Below are 22723 nucleotides of genomic sequence, written 5' to 3' on the forward strand. Positions count from 1 at the left end.
AAATTATTATCAAGCCTTCTTATATTTTATCCAAATGCCCTCTTCAGCAAACTCTCCACTTTCGGTTCGCTTCCTCTAAAGTTCTTGTATAATTCCATTGGGTCTTTTGTTCCGCCGGAAGAAAGAACAACTTTATATTTTGCGGCAATTTCAGGATTGAAAATTCCGTTTTCCTTGAAATATTGGAACGCATCGGCATCCAAAACTTCTGCCCATTTGTAAGAATAATATCCCGCAGAATATCCGCCCTGAAAAATATGCGAGAAACTCGGACTCATCGCTGTTTCTGGGTTGGCAGGATACAACTGAGTTGCTTTTGTATAATTATCTTCAAACTCTTTTACACTAAAACCTTCCAATTCTCCAACCTTGGAGTGGTAATTCATATCCAATAGTCCGAAACCAATCTGTCTCATCGTCTGATACCCTTCCATAAAGTTTTTAGACTGAGCAATTTTCTCGATTTTTTCGTCTGGTAAAATTTCACCTGTTTTGTAATGTTTGGCGAAAGTTTTTAAGAATTCCGGTTCGTAGCAGAAATTTTCCAAAAACTGAGAAGGTAATTCCACAAAATCCCATTTTACAGACGTTCCTGAAAGAGTAGGATATTGCGTGTTAGCTAACATTCCGTGTAGCGCATGACCAAATTCATGGAACAAAGTTGTCACTTCCTGGAACGTCAGTAAACTCGGCGCATCTTTTGTCGGTTTGCTGAAATTACAAACAATTGAAATGTGCGGACGGGAATTTTCACCATCTTTTTGATACTGACTTTTATAACTTGTCATCCAAGCTCCGGCTCTTTTGCCTTTTCTCGGGAAATAATCTACATATAATAAAGATTTATATTCACCGTTTTCTTTTACTTCATAAACTTTTACGTCTTCGTGATATTTCGGAATGTCATTTCTTTCCTCAAAAGTCAATCCGAAAAGTTGTTTTGATAATCCAAAAACAGCTTCCTGAACTTGTTCTAATGGAAAATAAGGTTTTAATTCCTCATCATTAAGATCATATTTTGCTTTACGAAGTTTTTCCGCATAAAAAGCGTGATCATATGCTTGTATTTCTTCAATTCCATCAGCTTTTGCTAAAGTTTTCAATTCTTCGATTTCTTTTTCGGCGTAAGGTTTTGCTTTGGTCAACAGTTCATTCAAAAAGTCCAACACTTTCGTTGGAGACTTTGCCATTCTTTCTTCCAACACATAATCTGCGTAATTGCTGTAGCCTAATAATTCTGCTTTTTGTTGTTTTAAATTCAGTAATTCTTTAATCAGATTTTGATTATCAAATTCACCACCGTCGAAAGATTTTTTTCCGTTTGCCAGCGCAATTTCTTTTCTTAGTTCACGGTTTTCAGCGTAAGTCATGAATGGAATATAGCTTGGATACTGCAAAGTCACCACCCAGCCTTCCAGATTTCTTTCTTTTGCTTCTTCAGCATACTGTTCCAAAATAGCGTCCGGAATTCCTGCCAAATCTTCTTGATTGGTGATGTGTTTAAAATAATTATTGGTTGAAGCCAACACATTCTGCCCGAACTGAAGAGATTTTAAAGACAAATCCATACTGATTTTCTTTAGTTTTTCTTTGTCTTCTTCATTGAGTAAAGCACCGCTTCTTACAAAACCTTTGTACGTTTCATTCAAAAGCATTTGCTGTTCTTCATTCAGATTATATTTGTCTTTTTCGTCGTAAACTTTTTTGATTTTATTGAAAAGAGCTTCGTTTTGAGAAATTTTTGAAGAATATTCCGTTAAAATCGGTGAAACTTCCTGAGCGATTTGTTGTAATTCGTCACTCGTTTCAGCAGAATTTAAGTTGAAAAATATATTGGAAACCTTATCAAGCTGTTCACCTGAATACGCCAAAGCTTCGATTACATTGGCAAAAGTTGGTTCTTCGGGACTATTGATGATTGCATCGATTTCTTTTTCTGATTTTTGAATTAATTCCTGAAAAGCCGGAAGATAATCTTCATTTTTAATAGAAGTGAACGGTGCGGAATGATATGGTGTATTAAATTGTTCTGTTAAAATATTCATTTTTTGTTTTTTAATTGTGGTAAATGTAAGAAATCATAGTGATTCAAGAGGTGACGGCGCAAAAATAATGCCTCAGTAAAAAGATGTGACAAAATGGATTATCTTTAATAATCTTGTCATAGGAAAAGTGGAGTTGAGGTACGAATGGCTAATTTTGACAACAGATTTTCAGCTTAATCATGTTAAAAAATTAAATGCTAAATATTTAAACTATGAAAACAATCTTAAAAATTCTTGGAATCATTATTCTTGTAATTGTTGTGTACGTTATTATTGCTATGCTGGCTTTCGGAAAGAATTATCATTATGAAAAATCTATTGTCATTAATGCTCCGAAAGAGAAAGTCTGGCAGAAAGTAAGTTCAATGAAAGCTTTCAATGAATGGAATCCCTGGATGAAATTAGATCCGACAATGAAAATTATTTACTCAGGAAATTCCGGTGAAGTGGGAGATAAATATTGCTGGGACAGCAAAAATGACGATGCGGGAGCGGGGTGCCAGGAAATCAAAGGATTGGTTGCCAATGAAAAGCAGAAAACAGAAATGACTTTTATAAAACCTTTTGACGGTCAAGCAACTTCTGATATTATATTAACCACCGAAGGTAATGCTACAAAAGTGACCTGGACTATGGATACCGAACAAGATCCCATGATAAAAATAATGCGACCGATGATGGATCACCAAATGGGAAAATCTTACGGTGAAGGATTGGATAATCTGAAAAAACTTTTGGAAAAATAAAATAATAGCCTTGTAAATTTTACAGGGCTTTTTTATTTATATTCAAAAAATATTATCTTTATAGTAAAGAATAGATTCATGGAGAAGATTGTATTTGAGAAAAATAACATAAGAAATTATGTGAAAAACGTGATTGCAGAAAAGATTGAAAAGCTGAAAAATTTCATCGAATTTACTTTAGAAGCAAGTCGCGACGTAAAAAAAACTCCGAAATATGACAGTATACGAGAAGAAATGCAGGAAGAAATTTATCAGATGCAGCGTCAGCTTGGAGCATTAAATGATCTAAAAAGTAATATGGCAAAAGTTCTCAACAGTTCCACCGAAAGAGTTCAGTTGGGATCGTTGGTCATTACCAATAAAGCACGTTTTTATATTTCGGTTTCTTTGGGAGAGTTTTTCTTCGAAGGCGACCGGTTTTACGCTATTTCTTCTGAAAGCCCGATGGCAAGGAAAATGATGGGAATGAAACCCGGTGACGAGTTTACGTTGAATAAAATTCATCAGAAAATTATTGAGGTTTTGTGAGATATTAGATAAAGCTTTCCAAAAATTCCCCTTCCATGAAGGAGTGGCGAAAATTCAAAGAATTTTTGACGGGGTAGTTAATTAAATAAAATAGTCTTTATTGTTGAGACTCTTCCTTCTCAGAGTAATAGGCAAAATTTAAAAGTAAATTAAGATAGAATCTAAAATCACGAAAATTTACTTAGAATAATTTAACAGATTAAGTTGCAAGTCGTAATTTTGTCTTTATGAATAAAGCAGACGTTTTAAAAGAAATCATAGAGCAAAGAAAAAGTATCTTTCCAAAAGATTATACAGACGCAGAAATTTCTCAGGAGATTCTTGATGAAATTTTAAATTCGGCAACATTTGCTCCCAATCACAAACGGACAAAACCTTGGCGTTTCAAAATATTTAAAGGTGAAGAAAAGGCTAAATTAGCTTCTGAAATGCAGGAAATTTATAAGTCTACTCAATCTCCGCAGATTTTTTTAGAAAAGAAATACAATGACATTGGTTTTAAAATCAATAAAGCGGATGCCGTGGTTTCCATCATTGTTAATTTCAGCGGAATGGTTCCTGAATGGGAGGAAATTGCTGCAGTTTCCATGGCAGTTCAGAATATGTATTTGACTTGCACAGCCAACGAAATCGGCTGTTATTGGAGTTCTCCGAAGATTGTTGATCATTTAAAAGAATCTTTAACCATTGAAGAAAACCAAAAATGTTTAGGATTATTTTATATGGGTAAAATCTGATGAATATATTTAATTTGATATTAAATATGATGTTGTTGTAGGATTGATTTTAATTATTGCCAAATTGTTGCACTTTTAGATTGTTACATTAGAAATTTTATATATCTTTGCACTCTTAAATATTTAACTGGGACGAGTTCCCATAAAATTCACAACATTATGTCAGTAAAAATCAGATTACAAAGACACGGATCTAAAGGGAGACCTTTCTTCCATATCGTGGTTGCAGATTCTAGATCAAGAAGAGATGGTAGATTCATCGAAAAACTAGGAACTTACAACCCAATTACTAACCCTGCAACGATTGATTTGAACGTTGATTCTGCTGTAAAGTGGTTAAACAACGGTGCTCAACCAACTGATACTGCAAGAGCTATTCTTTCTTATAAAGGTGCACTTTACAAAAAACACTTACAAGGTGGTGTTGCTAAAGGAGCTTTTGATGAGGCTGAAGCTGAAAAAAGATTTGCTGCTTGGGTAGAAGCTAAAGATTCTAAAGTACAAGGTAAAACAGAAGGTTTGGCTACTGCTAAAGCTGACGCTAAGAAAGCTGCTTTCGATGCTGAAACTAAAGTAAATGAAGCTAGAGTTGCTGCTGCTGCACAAGTAATTGCTGATGCTAAAGCTGCTGAAGAAGCTGCAAATGCACCTGCTGAAGAAGTTACTGAAGCTACAGAAGAACCAACTGCTGAAGCAGAAGGTACTGAAGAAACTCAGGCTTAGTCTTAAAAAAATACAAAACAAAGGCACGATTTTTTCGTGTCTTTGTTGTTTTTAAAAAATCAATTAGGTTCTTCAACCCTAAGGGAAACTGATTGATTTTCTTCCTTGAGGGATAGAAGAAATTAATTAGGGAGATTTTTATTAATTTTGATATTATGAAAAAAGAAGATTGCTATTTACTGGGAAAAATCACTCGAAGACATGGTCTTGCGGGAAATGTTATTCTTAAATTAGATACAGACCAACCTGAGCTTTACAAAAATCTGGATTCTATTTTTGTAGAAATCAATGGCTTATTGGTGCCTTTTTTCATTGAGAAATCTTCGTGGAGTAAACTGGATGCTCTGAATATTGCCTTTAAAAATTCCTCAGAAGCTTTAGTAGACCAATCTTTAGGAAAAGATGTTTACCTGCCATTGGCTTCTCTTCCAAAACTTTCAGGAAAACAATTCTACTACCACGAGATCATTGGATATAACATTTTCGATGAAAATGAAAATGACTGTGGAGTAATCAGATCTGTAAATGATCAGACAGCTCAGGTATATTTCGTTACAAATCTTGATGGAAAAGAGGTTGTAATTCCTATGATTAAAGACTGGATTCTTGAAGTAGACAGAGATGAAAGATTCATCAAAATGCAACTTCCTGAAGGTCTTATCGATGTTTTTTTAGTTCCTTCTAAGAAAGACGAATAAAAAATATTCTTTTGCAAATAAGATTAATTCGCTATTTAACATTAACTTTATTCACAGTTAATTACCAATTATTTATTATTCATAAACTGCGGGTAATAGATAATCCTGTACCATTTTATCAACCTGAGAATGTGCATAAGGTTTGTTATATGCTTTTGCGGTAACAACGATTACAAGAGGAATTTCTGTAAATACAATAATTTTGTTTCCACCATTTCCGCTGGATTGATACGATTCAAAATTTCGGTTTCCAACTTTGTATACTTTTCTCCAAAATAGATAACCATACCCTTCAAAATCTTTATTATCAGCAAAATAATTGGTGAAAGATTTCTTAATCCAGTTTTTATCTAAAACATTTTTTCCGTTCCAGGTTCCATTATTTTTATAAAGCTGTCCGAACTTTGCGAAATCCAGCGCTTTCATTCTCAATCCGCCTGCCAGAGATGGTTTTTGTTGAGGGGTAAACTGCCATTTATAATTAGTAATTCCTAACGGTTGAAATAGTTTTTTATCAGCATAGTTTTCAAGACCTTTTGGAACAGATTGATCTAAAATATCACCTGTTAAAACAACTCCTGCTGTGAAATAATTCCATGTTTTGCCGATTTTGTTTTCACTCATTGGCAAATCAAGGACAAATTTTACCCAATTATCTGTTGGATACATATTTTCTTCGTTTCCGGGAGATTCTTCATCCTGATCATTTCCATCAAAACCGGAGCTCATGGTCAGTAAACTTTTAATTGTAACACTATCTTTTTTAGAAGAATAATTGCTGAATTGGTTTAAATGGTAAAATTCTTTCAGGCTAAGATTTTCACTTTTAATATAACCATCTTTTATCGCCATTCCCATTAATGCTGAAGAAAAAGACTTCCCAACAGAGCGAGTATCGTTTAAGCTGTCTCTTTTATAACCATTAAAATATTCCTCAAGTAAGAGTTTTTCATTTTTTATAACGACAATTCCTGTAATGTCACGGAATCTGTTTTCTGCAATTTTTCGGTTTAAAGCTTTAATTTTTTCTTGATCAAATTTTTCATCAGAAACTTTCCAGCCGCTGTTGGGTTGTATTTTTTGAATAGCAATCTGTTCTGGGGAAATGTTTTTTTTAGGAACGATTAATTGAATTTCACCTTGCGCAATGATATTTCCAACTTTTAAGGTTGATGTTTTCAGATATGGTTTAATTTCGATTTTAAATGTATGATTTCCTGTTTCTAATGCATCAATTCCGCCGTTAGTAAGGTAAAAGCGCATCCATAGATATTTTCCCCAAGAATCTTCATTCTTTGTGCTGATAAGAGGAATTCTGAAGTTGGTTTTCAGTTTTTTACTTTCGTTTGTTCCCGCTCCAGAATTGAGATTCTCGGTATAGATTAATTTACCGTCCACAATAAAATTGAATTGATAATTTCCTTTTTTAAGCAATTCATCTACAGACAAAGAAGGATAAAGCTGGTGCAAATAGTTAATTAAAGAATTATCAAGAAAAATACGGATGTCTAAATCTTTATCTTCCTGAAAAGTCGCCGTTTTTTGAAAGTCTGATTCTTTAAGACTCTCCAAAGGAATAACTTTATCTAAAAAGACAATTTTGTTTACATGATTTTTCTGAACAGAATTTTCTATTTTTTCAGGCTCAACAATATTTTGACCTGAAGAAAACCCGGAAATTATCACCAGAATGAATAAAAGGATTGGTTTCATTGTACATTTTATCTCACAAAAGTAGGCATCGTTTTACTTAAAAAATAGAATGGAATTAACGTTTATGGAATTTATAAGATCTGCAAATCACAACTACTTCAAAATCTTCCTATATTTCAAAGGGGTAATCCCAATGCTTTCTTTAAAGCAACGGATAAAATGACTTTGGTCTGAAAATCCACACTCGAAGGCAACTTCTGATAAAGACTCGTATTCATTTAAGATTTTCAACGATTTCTCAACTTTTAATTTTCTTACATATTCGCCTAAGTTGCATTGAAAATATTTATGAAAATCCCTGCTCAAATGCATAGGATGAATATCTAAAGTTTTTGAAAGTTCTGTTAAACTTAGTTTTTCTGTGAAATTTTCATGCAAGATTTCGTCAATTTGTTTTACCCAAGTCGGCTTCTTTTCAGATTCGTTTTTTTGATTGGATAATTGATCATAAATATTCAATAAGAGTTGATTGATCACTAATTCAAAAGAAGCATCATTCAATTTGGTTTCTTTAAAAATCTGATACGTCAATAATTTTAAATCAGGATTCTTAATCTTGAAACTTCCTTCAATTTGAGCTTTTGAAACTTGAAATTTTTCAAACCAATTTTCTGTGACTTCAATGTGAAAACCTCGTGTAAAAATATCTGGTTTTATGTTGTAATGTGCATCTTCCCAATGATGATACAATAATGTTCCGGCTGAACAGTCGTAGGTTTCTTTTTTATTTCCTTCCGTCATATTTCCCTGCAACAGGAAAGTGAAATAGGGATTTTCATGATAATGCCAATCGACAAAAGGATGCGTATATTCTGTATCGGTAATAGTCAAACCGTCGAAATGGAGGGTTTTATTAGTCTGTCCGAAAAATTCACCATTACGAAGGTTTCTCATACTATAGTTTTTGGTTTACAATTTCAATCTGCTGGTACATTTTATTGAAAAATATTTTTCTGTCCCGATTTCCAGAGGTATTTAATGATTTTGAATTTTTAATCTGATGTTCAAAATAATTCAGTGTTTCGCTGCAGGTTTTGGCATCATTAATCAGAATATAACCAAACATATTGGTAGGTATGGCGAAAAGCGATTGTTTCTGATGATGAAAAAAGATGTCATTGGAAAGATGCATCAGTTCATTTTCATACAGACGAAATTTCAGATTGCTTTCTGTTTTCTGTTCAATATATTCTATTAATTCTTTAAGTTCATCCAGAATAATTTTTGCTTCATTTTTTTGTAAAAGTCCGGTTTCATAATAAAATAAAATCTGCTGCAAGATACTTGAAACGGTCATGTCATTCCACAATTCCACAACATTTTGTTCTTCATATTTTTTCTTTAATTCTTTTGTATTTGTTTCGAAATGAGGAGCGGAAAATTGCAGAAAAGGAATAAAAACCTGTTTTGCATTCAACAAATTCATCCAGACATAAATTTTGAAACGGGAAAGCAAGGTATCTGAAAGGGTATAAAAAAACGGAATGTCTTTCGCAGAATAATAAATCGTCATACCATCAGCAAGTGGTAAGTTTTCAAAAATACTGAGATTATTTTGAAAAAATGACTGTAAATCTTCTGTTTGGGTAACTGCCGAAGTTTTTTGTACAACAATTTGTTGATCTGAGGTGATAAACTGATTAAGCGAAATCTGATAATATTTTGCCAGTTCCAACGCTTCTTCAAAACTGAATTTTGCCTTCGAAGAAGTTCTTCTGTGCGCTGCATCATAGCTTATATTGAGGATATTGGAAATTTCGTCGTTCAAAGATTTGTTGCCAATTTTTTTTCGAATTTCTTTAAGCAAACGTTCCTGATGCATAATTTTGTGATTTTCACAAATGTAGTTATTTATTTTAATTTTTTTTCACATTTAATTTTGTGCTTTCCGCAGATAATTTTGATGAATAATTTTAAACTATTTGCTATGAGAGTTTTAATATATCTTATGAAAACAATACCATATATCTTAATTGCTGTAAGATTCATCTTGGCACCGGTTATTATTTCTTTAGCCTATTTCAGAGGTGAAGATTCCCGATTTTTAATTTTAAGTTTAATGTATTTTGGATTATTAACGGATATTTTCGACGGAATTATTGCCCGAAAAGTTGGAATTTCATCAGAAAAATTAAGAAGATTAGACAGTCAGACCGACTTAATTTTCTGGCTTTCATTAGGATTTGCGGCGCATTTTCTAAATCCTGAATTGATAAAAAATGAATGGCAGGGAATTCTTTTAATTTTCGTCATGGAAGCACTTTGTTACATTATAAGTTGGATAAAATTCGGAAAAGAAACCTGTACTCATGCTTTTTTATCAAAAATGTGGGGTTTGAGTTTGTTGGTTGCTTTTACCAGTTTAATAGGATTTCAACAGGCAGGTTGGGCATTTTATGTAACCGTAATCTTGGGATTTGTTTCTCATATTGATGTTATTCTGATTATTTTAATACTTCCGAAATGGCAATACGATGTTCCAAGTTGTTATCATGCCTGGAAAATCAGAAACGGAAAGCAGAGAAAAAAGTCAATTTTCTTTAATTAAGTCATATTTAAAGCATAGTTTTTCATTAAATAATTGATAAATGATTTTGTAAAAAGACAGCGTAATCATCAAATTGCGCTGTTTTTTTGTAACTTTGCACTCATTAATTTTTATATAAAAATTTATCATCGACAAATGAAAAAGCAGACAATTAAGGAAATCCTACAGGATTACAAAAAAGTATTACATCATGATATTACGGTTTACGGTTGGGTAAGAACGTTCCGTGCGAATCGCTTTATTGCACTTAATGATGGTTCTACAATTAATAATTTGCAAATCGTTGTTGATTTCGAAAATTTTGACGAAGAAATTATCAATAAAATAAGTACTGCCTCTTCTTTGAAAATCGTTGGTGAAGTGGTAGAGAGCCAGGGAGCTGGGCAGGCTGTTGAAATTGTAGCTAAAAAAATCATTATTTTAGGAGATAACTTTACCGAAGACAGAGATAAAACGATTCTTCAGCCTAAAAAACACTCATTGGAGACATTGAGAGATCAGGCGCATTTAAGATTCAGAACAAATTTATTCGGAGCAGTTTTCAGAGTACGTCACGCAGTAAGTTTTGCGGTGCATTCATTCTTTAACCAAAACCAGTTCTTTTACATCAACACGCCGATTGTAACAGGAGCTGATGCAGAAGGTGCTGGAGAAATGTTTGGCGTTACTAACTTTGATTTAAACAATATTCCAAAAACGGAAGAAGGTGAAATTGATTTTGCACAGGATTTCTTCGGTAAAAAAACAAACTTAACAGTTTCAGGACAGCTTGAGGGAGAAACTGCAGCCATGGGATTGGGAAGAATTTATACTTTCGGACCGACTTTCCGTGCAGAAAATTCTAACACAACACGTCACCTGGCAGAATTCTGGATGATTGAGCCGGAAGTTGCTTTCAATAATCTTGAAGACAATATCGATTTGGCAGAAGATTTCCTGAAATATGTGATTCAATATGTATTGGATAACTGTAAAGATGATTTAGAGTTCTTAGACAAACGTTTTGAAGAAGAGCAAAAATCAAAACCTGAAAAAGACAGAGCAAAAGAAGGTCTTATTGAGAAATTAGAAAATGTAATTGCCAAACGTTTCAAACGTGTAAGTTATACAGAAGCGATTGAGATCTTAATGAACTCTAAAGAAAATAAGAAAGGAAAATTCCAGTATCCGGTTGAAAGTTGGGGAACCGATCTTCAGTCTGAGCATGAAAGATTTTTGGTTGAAAAACATTTCGAAAGTCCTGTAGTATTGTTTGATTATCCAAAAGAAATCAAAGCATTCTACATGAAACTGAACGATGACAATAAAACGGTTGCGGCAATGGACGTGCTTTTCCCGGGAATCGGTGAAATTATCGGTGGTTCTGAGAGAGAAGCAAGATTGGATGTTTTAAAACAGAAGATGGCAGAGATGCATGTTGATGAGCACGAACTTTGGTGGTATTTAGACACTAGAAAATTCGGTTCTGTTCCGCATGCAGGATTTGGATTAGGATTAGAAAGATTAGTTCTTTTCGTAACAGGAATGACGAATATCAGAGACGTAATTCCTTTCCCAAGAACACCGAAAAATGCTGAGTTTTAAAAAACTTTAGTTATAAATTATATAGAATCCTTCTCATTTTTATGAGAAGGATTTTTTTATTAAAATTATTGAGATTAGCACAATCACAATATATACAGAAATGAAAATCAAATCAATTTACTGAAAGTTATTTTGAAAGAATTGAATTAATTTCTAAAATCCTAATACTGGTATTACATCAGAAATAGCGGGAGTGGAATATATTTTAAGTAATAAAAATTTCTGACTTTATTACAGATTTAATCATACATTATTAAAATTCTTGCGTTTTACGAGAATAGAATAATCCTGAAAACAAGCATCTGTAAAGCATTAAAAAAGCCTTAAAAATAATGATTTAAGGCTTTTTTGTTTATTTAAAATAGTTTATTGTAACAACTATAAAGCAAAAATCGTGCTAAAATATTTTTTTGTCGAATTTTTTCACTAATTTCGTAGAAATATGAAATGTTAAAAACACCAATAATGCTATGCTTAGACAACATTTACAGCTTAAATTAGGACAGAAGCTTGCGCCTCAACAAATACAGCTTATGAAGTTGATCCAGCTTCATACATTGGAATTCGAAGAAGAATTGGAACGTGAATTGGAGGAAAACCCTGCATTAGAGATCGCAAAGGAAGAATCTAAAGAAGATGATTACGCTGCTCTTGAAGACTCTTATGAAAGTGAAGGCACAGAAAGTATCGAAACTGATTTTGATGTAGATCAATATATTTACGACGATGAACCGAACTATAAAACGGCATCCAGTAATTATTCTTCTGATGATGAGGAATTTGACAATGAAAGCCTTTTAACGGAAGGGCAGTCTTTGTATGATTATCTCTTAGAGCAAATCCATCTTGCCAATATCAATAAAGAAGATATTAAGATTGCTGAATATCTTATCGGAAATCTTGATACTGACGGATATTTAAGAAGAGAAATCAAATCTATTGTTGATGATCTTGCTTTTTCACAAGGAATTTACACAACAAAAGAAAATGTAGAGGATATTCTGGAAAATTATGTTCAGAAATTAGATCCGCCGGGAGTGGGAGCGAGAGGTTTGCAGGAATGCCTTCTTTTACAGATCGAGAAAAAAGTGAGTTCAGATAAAGCTGTTTCTTTAGCTGCCAATATTTTGAGATATCAGTTTGATGCTTTAACGAATAAGCATTATAATAAGATTATCCAGAAATATGATATTGAAGAAGAAGATCTGAAAGATGCTTTAGAAGAGATTTCAAAATTATCTCCAAAGGTTGGTGGTAACTTTGATACTCAGACAATTACAATTAACCAGGAGATTATTCCGGATTTTGTGTTGCAGGTGAAAGATGGTCAGGTAATTCCAATGCTGAACAGTAAAAATGCACCGACGTTAAGGGTTTCTGAAGAATATAAAGATATTCTGACAACCTATTCTCATGATAAAAAATCTTCTGAACATAAGCAGGCTGCTTTATTCATTAAGCAAAAACTGGATGCGGCAAAATGGTATATCGATGCTATTAATCAGCGTCAGAATACTTTACTGCAAACCATCAATGCTATTGTGAAATTTCAGAAAAATTATTTTATTACAGGAGATGAAAAGTCATTAAAACCGATGATTTTAAAGGATATTGCTGATATTACAGGTTTTGATATTTCTACAATTTCAAGAGTTGTAAAAAGCAAATACGCCGACACACCAAACGGAATCGTTTACTTGAAAGATTTATTTTCAGATAGTTTAACAAATGATGATGGTGAGGAGGTTTCTACGAAAGAAATTAAAACGCATCTTCAGGAAGTTATAGATAAAGAAAATAAAAGGAAACCACTGACGGACGATGCTTTAGTGGTAATTTTAAAAGAACAGGGCTATAATATTGCAAGAAGAACGATTGCAAAATATCGTGAACAGCTGAATATTCCGGTTGCTAGATTAAGAAAAGAACTTTAAAATAATAAAAAAGCATTTCAATTTGAAATGCTTTTTTATTATTATTTATTATTGATTCAATTTCTCCAAGCCTAATTCTTTCATAGAAACTTCTCTCATTTCTACTTTTCTTATTTTCCCTGAAATCGTCATTGGAAATTCATCTACAAATTTCCAGTATTTCGGAACTTTATAATGCGCAATTCTGCCTTTGCAATAGTCTACAAGTTCTTCTTCAGTTACGTTAAATCCTTTTCTTACTTTCACCCAAGCCATTACTTCTTCCCCGAATTTTTCACTTGGAACACCAATGATCTGAACATCCAAAATATTAGGATAAGTATATAAAAAGTCCTCAATTTCTTTCGGGGAAATATTTTCACCTCCACGAATAATCAAATCTTTTATTCTTCCGGAAATCGTAAAATAACCTTCTTCATCCATTACCGCAAGATCTCCTGTGTGCATCCATCGTCCGTCGTCGAGAACTTTTTTTGTATTTTCAGGATCGTTCCAATATTTCAACATGACGGAATAACCTCTGGTACATAATTCTCCATGCTCGCCACGTTCAACAATTTTTCCGGTTTCGTCGATGATTTTTATTTCCAAATGATTTTGAACAGTTCCGACTGTATTCACTTGTTTTTCAAATGGAGTTCCAATCAATGTTTGAGTTGATACGGGAGAAGTTTCGGTCATTCCGTAGCAGATGCTCATTTCTTTAATGTTCATTAAGTTTTCGACCTTTTTCATGATTTCTGGCGGACAAACCGAACCTGCCATCACACCAGTTCTTAAATTTGAAAAATCAAACGTATCAAAATCTTTTACAGCCAATTCAGCGATAAACATCGTAGGAACTCCGTATAATGATGTACATTTTTCGTCGGAAACGACTTTTAAAGTAATATCAGGATCAAAACTGTCATTAGGAATTACCATGCAGGCGCCGTGAGCTGTACAGCATATATTTCCGATTACCATTCCGAAACAGTGATAAAAAGGAACGGGAATACAGACTCTGTCTTTTTCGGTATATTTTAGTCTTACTCCGATAAAATATCCGTTATTTAAAATATTATGATGAGAAAGTGTAACGCCTTTGGGAAATCCTGTTGTTCCCGATGTATATTGAATGTTCACAGGATCATCGAACTGAACATGCTCTTCAAAACTGTGTAAAGTATCGTCTGAAATTTCCTGTCCGTTATTCAAAAATTCTTCCCAATTATCATCAAAGAATACTTCTGATTTTAAAGTGGTACAAAATTCTCTCGCATCAGCAATCATCTTTTTATAATCACTTGATTTAAATTTTAAACAAGAAAAAATATGTGACATTTCGGATTGGTTGATCACGAAAATCAGTTCGCTGGTTCTGTATGCAGGGTTGATATTGACTAAGATAACCCCGATTCTTGCGGTTGCATATTGTAATAAAACCCATTCGTAACGGTTGGTAGACCAAATTCCGATTCGCTCTCCTGATTTTGCTCCAAGGAAAATCAAAGCTTTCGCAACAGCAGTGGTTTGATTATAAAATTCCTGATATGTCGCTCTGTAATTTTGATGAACACAAATTAATGCTTCCTGATTTGGAAATTTTTCAGCGGTTTGTTTTAAATTATTTCCAATTGTTTCACCTAATAATGGAATGTCGGAAGCTCCGTGAACGTAAGATAATTGCATAAAAAAGATTTGGATAGATAAATTTAATCATAATATACTGAACCGTTTATTTTTATATCAGAACTCCTGAGAATCTATGTCTTTCAGCTGTTTTAAGTTTTTGTCTAATTTTCTCATAATAATTCCATAAACAAGTTTGTAGTAAAGCCAGATTAAAAGTATTGCCACAGCGGTACTGATGATTATTCCAATGATAAAACCTGTAAGGGTAGAATTAGTCACTTCAATATGTTGAGTATTTAAGACATAGAATATAAATACAGTAAAAACAGAAGTAAACGCTATTAATAAAAGAATATTAATTAAGATAAAAGCATTCACAGTTTTCTTAAACTCGATAATTTTAAGGATTAATTTTTTTAGGTTTTCCTCAATTCTTATCTTCTTATAATTTTGATAAAATTTATAAACAAAATAAGCGGTAATAGACAGACTCATAATTTTTAAGACAACATAAATATTGTCTAAAGAACCTTCAAGCTCTGTCGTTTTTCTTGCGCCCAATTTTTCCAAAATACTCATGAAGCTGTTTGATTCTTTTCCCTGGATAACATAAAATAATCCTAAAATAGAAAAGAATACAAATTCTGCCACACTGATCCAGAAAATATATTTCACATAATTGCGTGACTTTTTATTCAGCATCTCAAGGATCTCACTGTTGTCGTATTTCTCTTGAACAGGCTGTTCCTGCCATGTTTTCTTAAAGCTGTCTAAATCAAAATCAGGCATATTTTTCCATCTTTTCTTTAAGGATTTTTTTTAATCTGTTCATTTTCACACGTGCGTTTACCTCGGTAATCCCGAGGTTTTCTGCAATATCCTTGTAGGGCAAATCGTCCAGATACATCATTACTATTGCTCTTTCCACATTCGGAAGTGTCTTTATTACTGTATACAAAAGTGATACCTGCTGTTGTTTTTCATCATCATCTTCGATAAAATCTGCATGATTAATATCCAACTCATTCGTTGGCAGGCTTTTGCTTTTTTTTCTGAAAAGAGTAATAGCTGTGTTTAGGGCAACACGATACATCCATGTAGAAATTTTAGAATTTCCTTTGAAAGAACCGTAACTTCTCCACAACTGCAGTACAATTTCCTGGAAAAGATCTTCCTCGTCCTCCAAAGAATTTGTGTAAAGACGCGAAACCTTGATAATCAATCCCTGATTATCCTTTATAAGCTGCGCAAATTCTTTTTCCTTTGAAGCCAATGTAGAGGTGTAATTTTGTTGCACGAAGATAATAATAATAAGTCAATTGTGAATTTTACTTCATAAGCGAATGGTGAATTTTATTTTTAAAAACTTTAAATTGATAATAAAGTGAATTGACTATTTACAATTCACTTTTATCACAAGCAATTTCTTATCTTTGCAGCCACGAGAAAGTCGGCTTGTTGATTCTTATTTCGGTAAGGGTAGGAAAGTCCGGACACCATAGAGCATCAAAGCGGATAACATCCGTCACCCGCGAGGGTAGGACAAGTGCAACAGAAAGTATGTACAGTTCGGCTGTAGTGAAACCAGGTAAACTCTTTGGGGTGCAATGATAAGTATATCGGTTCTTTTCAGCAATGAAAATAGGAGTTGCTCGCTCTGAAAGCCGAGGGGTAATCAGCTCAAGTTTTACAGTAATGTACGACGTAGATAAATAACAGGCACTTCTTTGGAAGTACAAAATCCGGCTTACAGATTTTCTCGTGATTTTTCTGAATTATCTTTATGAAAATGAAAATAAAAAAGCGGAGATTATTCTCCGCTTTTTCTATGGATAAATTGTAAAGAAAGTTATTTGATCTGATCCTGAAGTTATGGTATACCAATCTGAAAATACTCCTGTAGTTGCGCCAGTTTGAGATGTGTTTACCGTAAATCCTATATTAGAAGCAACAGAAGGGTTGCCGACTTGAAAATAATCGTATGTATTTCCGGAAGATACATCCTGCAGCCAAAAGATAAAACCTGCCCATTCATTATTTGGATTCATGTCTGTAGTAATATAGGAATCATTATATGCATATGGTCCAGAATTGCTGGGATTTAGATAATCGCTCACATTCCATGTGTCAATATCCATAATATTGCCAGTTCCTCCAGTGGTATCGAAAGTGATATATTTGTGATAGATTCCAGAAGGCATTGTATATGTTCCGTAAGAAGCGTTAGGTGATGCAAACATGGCAACAGGATTACCTGGAACGATATTTCCTGCGAAGAATCTTCCTACGGCATCAAAATGTGGGTTTTGATTATTAAAAACGAAGATCGAACTTTGTGAATAGTACATAGCTCCTAATAATAAAAGTAAGGCTGATACTGTTTTTTTCATATTAATAGTTTTGAATTAATAATTATTAAAGAATAAAATCAATATAAAGTTGTAAAGTTATTTACAGCTATATTAAAACGAATTTGTAGTCTGATGAATTAATTTTGAGACTTAATCTTACCTGCTATTTCATTGTTTTTTTGCAGATATATTTTAGTTGCCCAGATAATGATAGCACTCGTGTCACCGTTGGTTTGTCTCATCAACTGTGATTCAGTAACACCTGTTGAAAGGATCAGAGCTCTGGATGCAGGAAGCAGCAATGCTTTTCTACGGTCACTCAATTCGGTTGTTTTACTCTTTTTTTCTTCTTCGGTAGGGCGATTTTGTGGATCTCCAAGACTTCTGAAAGCTTTATCATAATTCTGCATTTCAATAGTTTTCATACTCTCAGCAGTATTTACCATATTACTTTCATTTGTACAAGAAGATAAGCCTAAAATAGCAAAGGCTGCTAGTAATAACTGTTTTTTCATAGTTAAAATGTAATGATTGGTTGGTTAAACTTAATTTTTAATAAATGTAAGAAATTATTCGATACATAATTAATATTTTTCACTGTGTAGTGTATTTTATTTAAAAAACAATCAAGAGATTTTAACTATGAAATTCAAAACTATTTAATCTTATTCACTTTCAAGTATGTTTTTTGAATCTTGAAGATTCTTTTTTTCTTCTTCAGAAAGTTTAGGATATTTCAAATCCATTTTTTCTAAAACATCAATAATAATCTGAATGGCAGCCATTCTCGCAAACCATTTATTATCTGCCGGTAACACATACCAAGGCGCATAATCCTTTGATGTTTCATTGATTGCTGTTTCGTAACATTCCATGTATTGATCAAATAGTGCTCTTTCAGGAAGGTCAGCTGACGAGAATTTCCAGTTTTTTTCCTGTTCGTTGATTCTGTCTAAAAGTCTTTCCTTTTGTTCATCTTTAGAAACATTCAGAAAAATCTTTACGATCGTTGTTCCGTTCTGGGTCAGATGTTTTTCAAAATTTCTAATGCTTTCATAACGGTTTTCCCAGAATTTGGCATCAAAATCCTTTACTGAATTCCATGTTTTTTCACTTAAATTATATTCAGGATGAACTTTACAAACTAATACACTTTCATAATGCGAACGGTTGAAAATCCCGATCATCCCTTTTTGGGGTAATGCCAGATAATGTCGCCATAAAAAATCATGAGAATATTCCTTCGAACTTGGCGTTTTAAAGCTTGTCACATTACAGCCTTGCGGGTTTACTCCTCCGAAAACGTGTTCTATCATACTGTCTTTTCCCGCTGCATCCATTGCCTGAAGAACGACTAATAGAGATTTGCTTCCGTCAGCATATAATTTTTCCTGAAGTTCACGAAGTTTTTCCTTTTCCTGAATTAATATCTGTGCACCTTCTTCTTTGGTAAGTTTTCCTTCGTATTTAGTAGAAGTTTTTTTTATGGAAAATTTTCCTTTAATTAAAAAGTCGTCTGAGAAATCAGTATTCATATTGTTAAATAATTTGAGATTAAAGTTTACTGTAAATTGGTTGTAATATTAAGTTTAATACTTACATCAACATAAATATAACAAAAAAACCGCCTCGATAGAGACGGTTTCTTTATTCTTTTGTAGAGATTTACTTTTTCTCAGCTAGTTTTGCAGCTTTCTTCGCAGCCTTTTTAGCTTCTTTGTCTGCAGCTTTATCAGCTTTTGCTTTAGCTTTCAACTCTTCCGGAGTTAATGGCTTTGGTTCAGGAGCGTTCGCATCTACATTTCCTTTGATGTAGATTACACTTCTGCTGTTCGTAGGGTCGTTAGAAAATACTTCGATCATTTTGTTGAAACCACCATTGATTGCAGTGTTATATCCAACTTTGATCTTTGCAGATTTTCCAGGCATTACAGGGTCTGTGCTCCATTCTGGAGTTGTACATCCACAAGATGCTTTTACATTGGACAATACCAATGGCTTATCACCTGTATTTGTTATTGTGAAAAATCTAGTACCGTCTGAGCTTGGCTTTATTGTTCCGTAGTCAAAAGTAGTTTTGTCGAATGTGATAGTTTGTGCAGATGCCAATGCGAATGTTCCGAATAAAGCAATTCCTGCGATTAATTTTTTCATATTCTTAAATAATTAAATATGTTGTTAGATAAATTTTGAAAAACAAAGTTAAAAATTATTTTAATTCATACTTAAAATTTTTTTTCTTTAGACTATTTTTGCAAATTGTAATTAAAGTAACAGAATTTATGCAGATTTCAGAAAAGTACAATCCACAGGAAACAGAACAGAAGTGGTACAATTACTGGTTGGAAAACAAATACTTCCATTCAGAGCCAAATGAAAAGCCGCCTTACACCATTGTAATTCCTCCGCCAAACGTTACGGGGATCTTGCACATGGGGCATATGCTTAACAATACCATTCAGGATGTTCTGGTCCGCCGTGCAAGAATGCAGGGTTTCAATGCTTGTTGGGTTCCGGGAACAGATCACGCTTCAATTGCTACAGAAGCGAAAGTTGTTGCCAAACTGAAGTCTGAAGGAATTAATAAATCTGATATTACAAGAGAAGAATTTTTAAAGCACGCTTGGGAATGGACCGACAAATACGGAGGAACCATCCTTGAGCAGCTGAAAAAGTTAGGTTGTTCTTGTGACTGGGACAGAACCCGTTTCACGATGGAAGAGTCTCTTTCTCAGCAGGTAATCAAATCTTTTGTTGATTTGTATAATAAAGGTTTGATTTACAGAGGATACAGAATGGTAAACTGGGATCCGGAAGCGAAAACCAATATTTCTGACGAAGAAGTTATATTTAAAGAGCAAAACGGAAAGCTGTATTTCCTAAAATATAAAATTGAAGGGACAGAAGAATTCCTTTCGGTGGCTACTACACGTCCTGAAACGATTTTCGGAGATACAGCGGTTTGTATCAATCCAAATGATGAGCGATATGCTCATCTGAAAGGTAAAAATGTAATTGTTCCTATTGTAAACAGAGTTGTTCCGATTATTGAAGACGAATATGTTGATATTGAATTCGGAACGGGTGCTTTGAAAATTACGCCTGCACACGATGTTAATGACTACGAAATCGGTCAAAAGCATAATCTTCAGATGATTGATTCTTTGGATGATGACGGTAATTTGAATGATTACGGACAGCATTATGCAGGAAAAAACAGATTTGATGTAAGAAAGCAGATTGCAAAAGAATTAGAAGAAAAAGATCTTTTGCTGAAAGCAGAAGATTATGTAAATAAAGTAGGAACATCTGAAAGAACAGGTGCGGTTATCGAACCTAAAGTTTCTGTTCAGTGGTTTTTGAAAATGTCTGAAATTGCAAAACCGGCTTTGGATGTTGTAATGGATGATGAGGTGAAATTTTATCCTGAAAAGTTTAAAAATACCTACAAATACTGGATGGAAAACATCCGTGACTGGAATATTTCCCGTCAATTATGGTGGGGACAACAAATTCCTGCTTTCTATTACGGAGATGGCGAAAATGATTTTGTAGTTGCAGAAAATATTGAGCAAGCATTAGAACTTGCGAAGCAAAAAACCAACAACCAACAACTAACAACCGACAACTTAAAACAAGACGAAGACGCTTTAGATACCTGGTTTTCATCATGGTTGTGGCCAATGTCGGTTTTCGATGGATTAAATGACCCTCAAAATAAAGACATTAATTATTATTATCCAACTTCCGATTTGGTAACAGGTCCGGATATCATTTTCTTCTGGGTTGCCAGAATGATTATGGCTGGTTTGGAATATAGAAAAGAAGTTCCGTTCAAAAATGTTTATTTCACAGGAATTGTAAGAGATAAGCAGCGAAGAAAGATGTCAAAATCCTTAGGAAATTCACCGGATCCGCTGGAATTGATGGACAAATATGGTGCTGATGGAGTTCGTGTTGGTATTTTATTAAGTTCCGCAGCTGGAAACGATCTTCTTTTTGATGAAGATTTAATGCTTCAGGGAAGAAATTTCATGACGAAAATCTGGAGCGCTTTCCGTTTGATCAATATGTGGAATCATGAGGATAAACCTGCAAATTCTACAGATAATCAGGCAATAGAATGGTTTGAGAATAAATTAAATAAAACGATTGTTGAGATTGACGGTCAGTTTGAAAAATTCAGAATTTCTGATGCTCTACATTTGATTTATAAATTAATCTGGGACGATTTCTGCGGATCTTATCTTGAAGCGATTAAGCCAAATTATGGGGAAGGTATTTCTAAAGAAGTTTATAACAAAACAGTTGAACTTTTTGAAGAATTGATGAAGTTAGTTCATCCTTTTATGCCTTTCCAGTCAGAAGAAATCTGGCAGACAATTTCAGAAAGAAAAATTGAAGAGGCTTTAATGATTTCTCAGCAGAAAAAAGCAGAAGGCTTTAGTGAGGATATTATTAAAAACTTCGAAACGGCATCGGAAGTGATTTCAGGAGTTAGAAATTACCGTCAGACAAAAGGAATTTCTCCAAAAGAAACTGTTGAAATTTTCACGAATGCTTCAGAATTTGCTAACGAATCTGTTATTAAAAAATTAGCTAACGTTTCTGATATTCATTTTGGAATAAAAACGGATAAGCCGAGTTTTACTTTCTTAGTTGGTGCGACAGAAGTTTCAATTCCTTTAAGTGAAAACTTAGATTTGGGAGAAGAAAAAATCAAGACTGAAGAAGAATTGAAATATTTAAAAGGGTTCTTAATTTCTGTGGATAAAAAATTGTCTAACGAGAAATTTGTTGTCAACGCAAAACCGGAAGTTGTAGAAGTGGAGCGTAAAAAACAAAAAGATGCTATCGACAAAATTGCAATTTTAGAAGAAAAGCTGAAAAGTCTGTAATAATGACGGATATAAAGAGACGAATAATCGGAGCTGCGGCAATTATACTTATTGTTGTAATTATAGTTGTTTTGCCTTTAAGTATTTTATCAGAATATTTAATTGCATTAACCATGTTTTTTGGAGCAGCCATTACAATATCGTTAGGGATATTTCTTTTCAGCTTTAAAAATATTCGGGAAAGTGAGGCGTTCGGATTTATTGTTTTTGGATTAATTATCTTCTTTTTCATAGTATCCGGCGGAATTATCTACTATCAGGTTAGTCAGGAGTCTAATGAACTAAATAATAATTCCTTGATAACAACCGGAAAAATTATTGATGGGAAAATTCGCAGAAGTAGAAGAAGTTCTTCTGCTGAAATTAAAATAGAATTTATTACGGAAGACGGACAAAAGGTGCAGGCAAGTGAATATGTTACTGAAAGAGAATTTGAAAAATATTATGTAGGTGAGGAGATAAAAATTCAATATTCAAAATCATCACCGAATGTCGCTCATATTGTCAGATAGTATTAAGATTCAAGTATCTTTTTAAGCTAAAATTAGACGTTAAAAAATTTGATAAATTAAAGGCTGAGGTTAAGTGCATATTTAACTTCAGC

At 33.5% G+C, this 22723-nt stretch carries 21 protein-coding genes and 1 other RNA gene; 11 read left to right on the top strand and 11 right to left on the bottom strand.

The features are described from left to right. Positions 1–26: 26 nt before the first annotated feature. Positions 27–2045: a M3 family metallopeptidase gene (locus ASG22_RS11760; RefSeq protein WP_055984542.1), complete on the bottom strand. Its 2019-nt coding sequence runs from the start codon at positions 2043–2045 to the stop codon at positions 27–29. Between the two features lie 212 nt (positions 2046–2257). Between ASG22_RS11760 and ASG22_RS11765 the strand changes: the two genes are divergently transcribed. The 5 genes from ASG22_RS11765 to rimM all read left to right on the top strand — a co-directional run bounded on the left by ASG22_RS11765 (position 2258) and on the right by rimM (position 5477). Further along, a complete protein-coding gene (locus tag ASG22_RS11765; RefSeq protein WP_238586909.1) occupies positions 2258–2791 on the top strand; it encodes an SRPBCC family protein in 534 nt (177 codons plus the stop codon). Between the two features lie 78 nt (positions 2792–2869). After that, positions 2870–3319: a hypothetical protein gene (locus ASG22_RS11770; protein ID WP_055984544.1), complete on the top strand. Its 450-nt coding sequence runs from the start codon at positions 2870–2872 to the stop codon at positions 3317–3319. Positions 3320–3546: 227 nt separating this feature from the next. Continuing rightward, positions 3547–4056 carry a nitroreductase gene (locus ASG22_RS11775; RefSeq protein WP_055984546.1) on the top strand — a complete coding sequence of 170 codons (510 nt, stop codon included), beginning with the start codon at positions 3547–3549 and terminating at the stop codon, positions 4054–4056. 159 nt (positions 4057–4215) lie between these two features. Continuing rightward, complete coding sequence (locus tag ASG22_RS11780; RefSeq protein ID WP_055984549.1) at positions 4216–4779, top strand: 30S ribosomal protein S16; 564 nt, start codon at positions 4216–4218, stop codon at positions 4777–4779. 155 nt (positions 4780–4934) lie between these two features. Then, entirely contained in the window at positions 4935–5477 is a 543-nt protein-coding gene (gene rimM, locus ASG22_RS11785) for a ribosome maturation factor RimM (RefSeq protein ID WP_055984552.1), read from the top strand. Positions 5478–5552: 75 nt separating this feature from the next. Here rimM and ASG22_RS11790 read toward each other — a convergent pair whose 3' ends face one another. The 3 genes from ASG22_RS11790 to ASG22_RS11800 all read right to left on the bottom strand — a co-directional run bounded on the left by ASG22_RS11790 (position 5553) and on the right by ASG22_RS11800 (position 9012). Next, entirely contained in the window at positions 5553–7190 is a 1638-nt protein-coding gene (locus tag ASG22_RS11790; RefSeq protein ID WP_055984556.1) for a serine hydrolase domain-containing protein, read from the bottom strand. A gap of 93 nt (positions 7191–7283) precedes the next feature. Then, a complete protein-coding gene (locus ASG22_RS11795) occupies positions 7284–8084 on the bottom strand; it encodes a helix-turn-helix domain-containing protein (protein ID WP_055984561.1) in 801 nt (266 codons plus the stop codon). Between the two features lies 1 nt (position 8085). After that, on the bottom strand, positions 8086–9012 hold the full coding sequence (locus tag ASG22_RS11800) for a hypothetical protein (protein WP_055984562.1): 927 nt from the start codon (positions 9010–9012) through the stop codon (positions 8086–8088). Positions 9013–9138: 126 nt separating this feature from the next. Here ASG22_RS11800 and ASG22_RS11805 point away from each other — a divergent pair, with 126 nt between their 5' ends. From ASG22_RS11805 to rpoN, 3 genes are all read left to right on the top strand, one after another. Continuing rightward, positions 9139–9738, top strand: coding sequence for a CDP-alcohol phosphatidyltransferase family protein (locus tag ASG22_RS11805; RefSeq protein WP_055986793.1), 600 nt, complete (start codon positions 9139–9141; stop codon positions 9736–9738). Between the two features lie 135 nt (positions 9739–9873). Continuing rightward, positions 9874–11322 (top strand): asparagine--tRNA ligase, encoded by a 1449-nt coding sequence (gene asnS, locus ASG22_RS11810; protein WP_055984565.1) that lies wholly within the window; start codon positions 9874–9876, stop codon positions 11320–11322. Positions 11323–11792: 470 nt separating this feature from the next. Next, complete coding sequence (gene rpoN / locus ASG22_RS11815) at positions 11793–13256, top strand: RNA polymerase factor sigma-54 (protein WP_055984568.1); 1464 nt, start codon at positions 11793–11795, stop codon at positions 13254–13256. A 48-nt stretch (positions 13257–13304) separates the two neighbouring features. Here rpoN and ASG22_RS11820 read toward each other — a convergent pair whose 3' ends face one another. The 3 genes from ASG22_RS11820 to ASG22_RS11830 are packed head-to-tail and all read right to left on the bottom strand — an operon-like array spanning position 13305 to position 16143. After that, on the bottom strand, positions 13305–14927 hold the full coding sequence (locus tag ASG22_RS11820; RefSeq protein ID WP_055984571.1) for an AMP-binding protein: 1623 nt from the start codon (positions 14925–14927) through the stop codon (positions 13305–13307). A gap of 57 nt (positions 14928–14984) precedes the next feature. Continuing rightward, positions 14985–15659 carry a hypothetical protein gene (locus ASG22_RS11825; RefSeq protein WP_055984574.1) on the bottom strand — a complete coding sequence of 225 codons (675 nt, stop codon included), beginning with the start codon at positions 15657–15659 and terminating at the stop codon, positions 14985–14987. Further along, positions 15652–16143 (bottom strand): RNA polymerase sigma factor, encoded by a 492-nt coding sequence (locus ASG22_RS11830; protein ID WP_055984576.1) that lies wholly within the window; start codon positions 16141–16143, stop codon positions 15652–15654. Before ASG22_RS11830 ends, ASG22_RS11825 begins: the two co-directional genes overlap by 8 nt. Positions 16144–16312: 169 nt before the next feature. On the opposite strand from ASG22_RS11830, the gene rnpB reads away from it, so the two are divergent. Further along, an RNA gene (gene rnpB, locus ASG22_RS15850) (RNase P RNA component class A) lies at positions 16313–16636 on the top strand. A gap of 60 nt (positions 16637–16696) precedes the next feature. Here the strand turns inward: rnpB and ASG22_RS11835 are convergent. From ASG22_RS11835 to ASG22_RS11850, 4 genes are all read right to left on the bottom strand, one after another. Then, a complete protein-coding gene (locus tag ASG22_RS11835; protein WP_055984578.1) occupies positions 16697–17260 on the bottom strand; it encodes a hypothetical protein in 564 nt (187 codons plus the stop codon). 98 nt (positions 17261–17358) lie between these two features. After that, positions 17359–17736, bottom strand: coding sequence for a hypothetical protein (locus tag ASG22_RS11840; RefSeq protein WP_055984581.1), 378 nt, complete (start codon positions 17734–17736; stop codon positions 17359–17361). Positions 17737–17886: 150 nt separating this feature from the next. After that, entirely contained in the window at positions 17887–18756 is an 870-nt protein-coding gene (locus tag ASG22_RS11845) for a polyphosphate kinase 2 family protein (RefSeq protein ID WP_055984584.1), read from the bottom strand. Between the two features lie 130 nt (positions 18757–18886). Next, positions 18887–19375, bottom strand: coding sequence for a DUF1573 domain-containing protein (locus ASG22_RS11850; protein WP_055984586.1), 489 nt, complete (start codon positions 19373–19375; stop codon positions 18887–18889). 128 nt (positions 19376–19503) lie between these two features. Here ASG22_RS11850 and ASG22_RS11855 point away from each other — a divergent pair, with 128 nt between their 5' ends. Continuing rightward, entirely contained in the window at positions 19504–22119 is a 2616-nt protein-coding gene (locus ASG22_RS11855; RefSeq protein ID WP_055984589.1) for a valine--tRNA ligase, read from the top strand. Positions 22120–22121: 2 nt separating this feature from the next. Next, a complete protein-coding gene (locus ASG22_RS11860; RefSeq protein ID WP_055984594.1) occupies positions 22122–22631 on the top strand; it encodes a DUF3592 domain-containing protein in 510 nt (169 codons plus the stop codon). The last annotated feature ends 92 nt before the right edge of the window (positions 22632–22723 follow it).

It is taken from the genome of Chryseobacterium sp. Leaf405, assembly GCF_001425355.1.
In the GTDB taxonomy this organism is placed as follows: Bacteria; Bacteroidota; Bacteroidia; order Flavobacteriales; family Weeksellaceae; genus Chryseobacterium.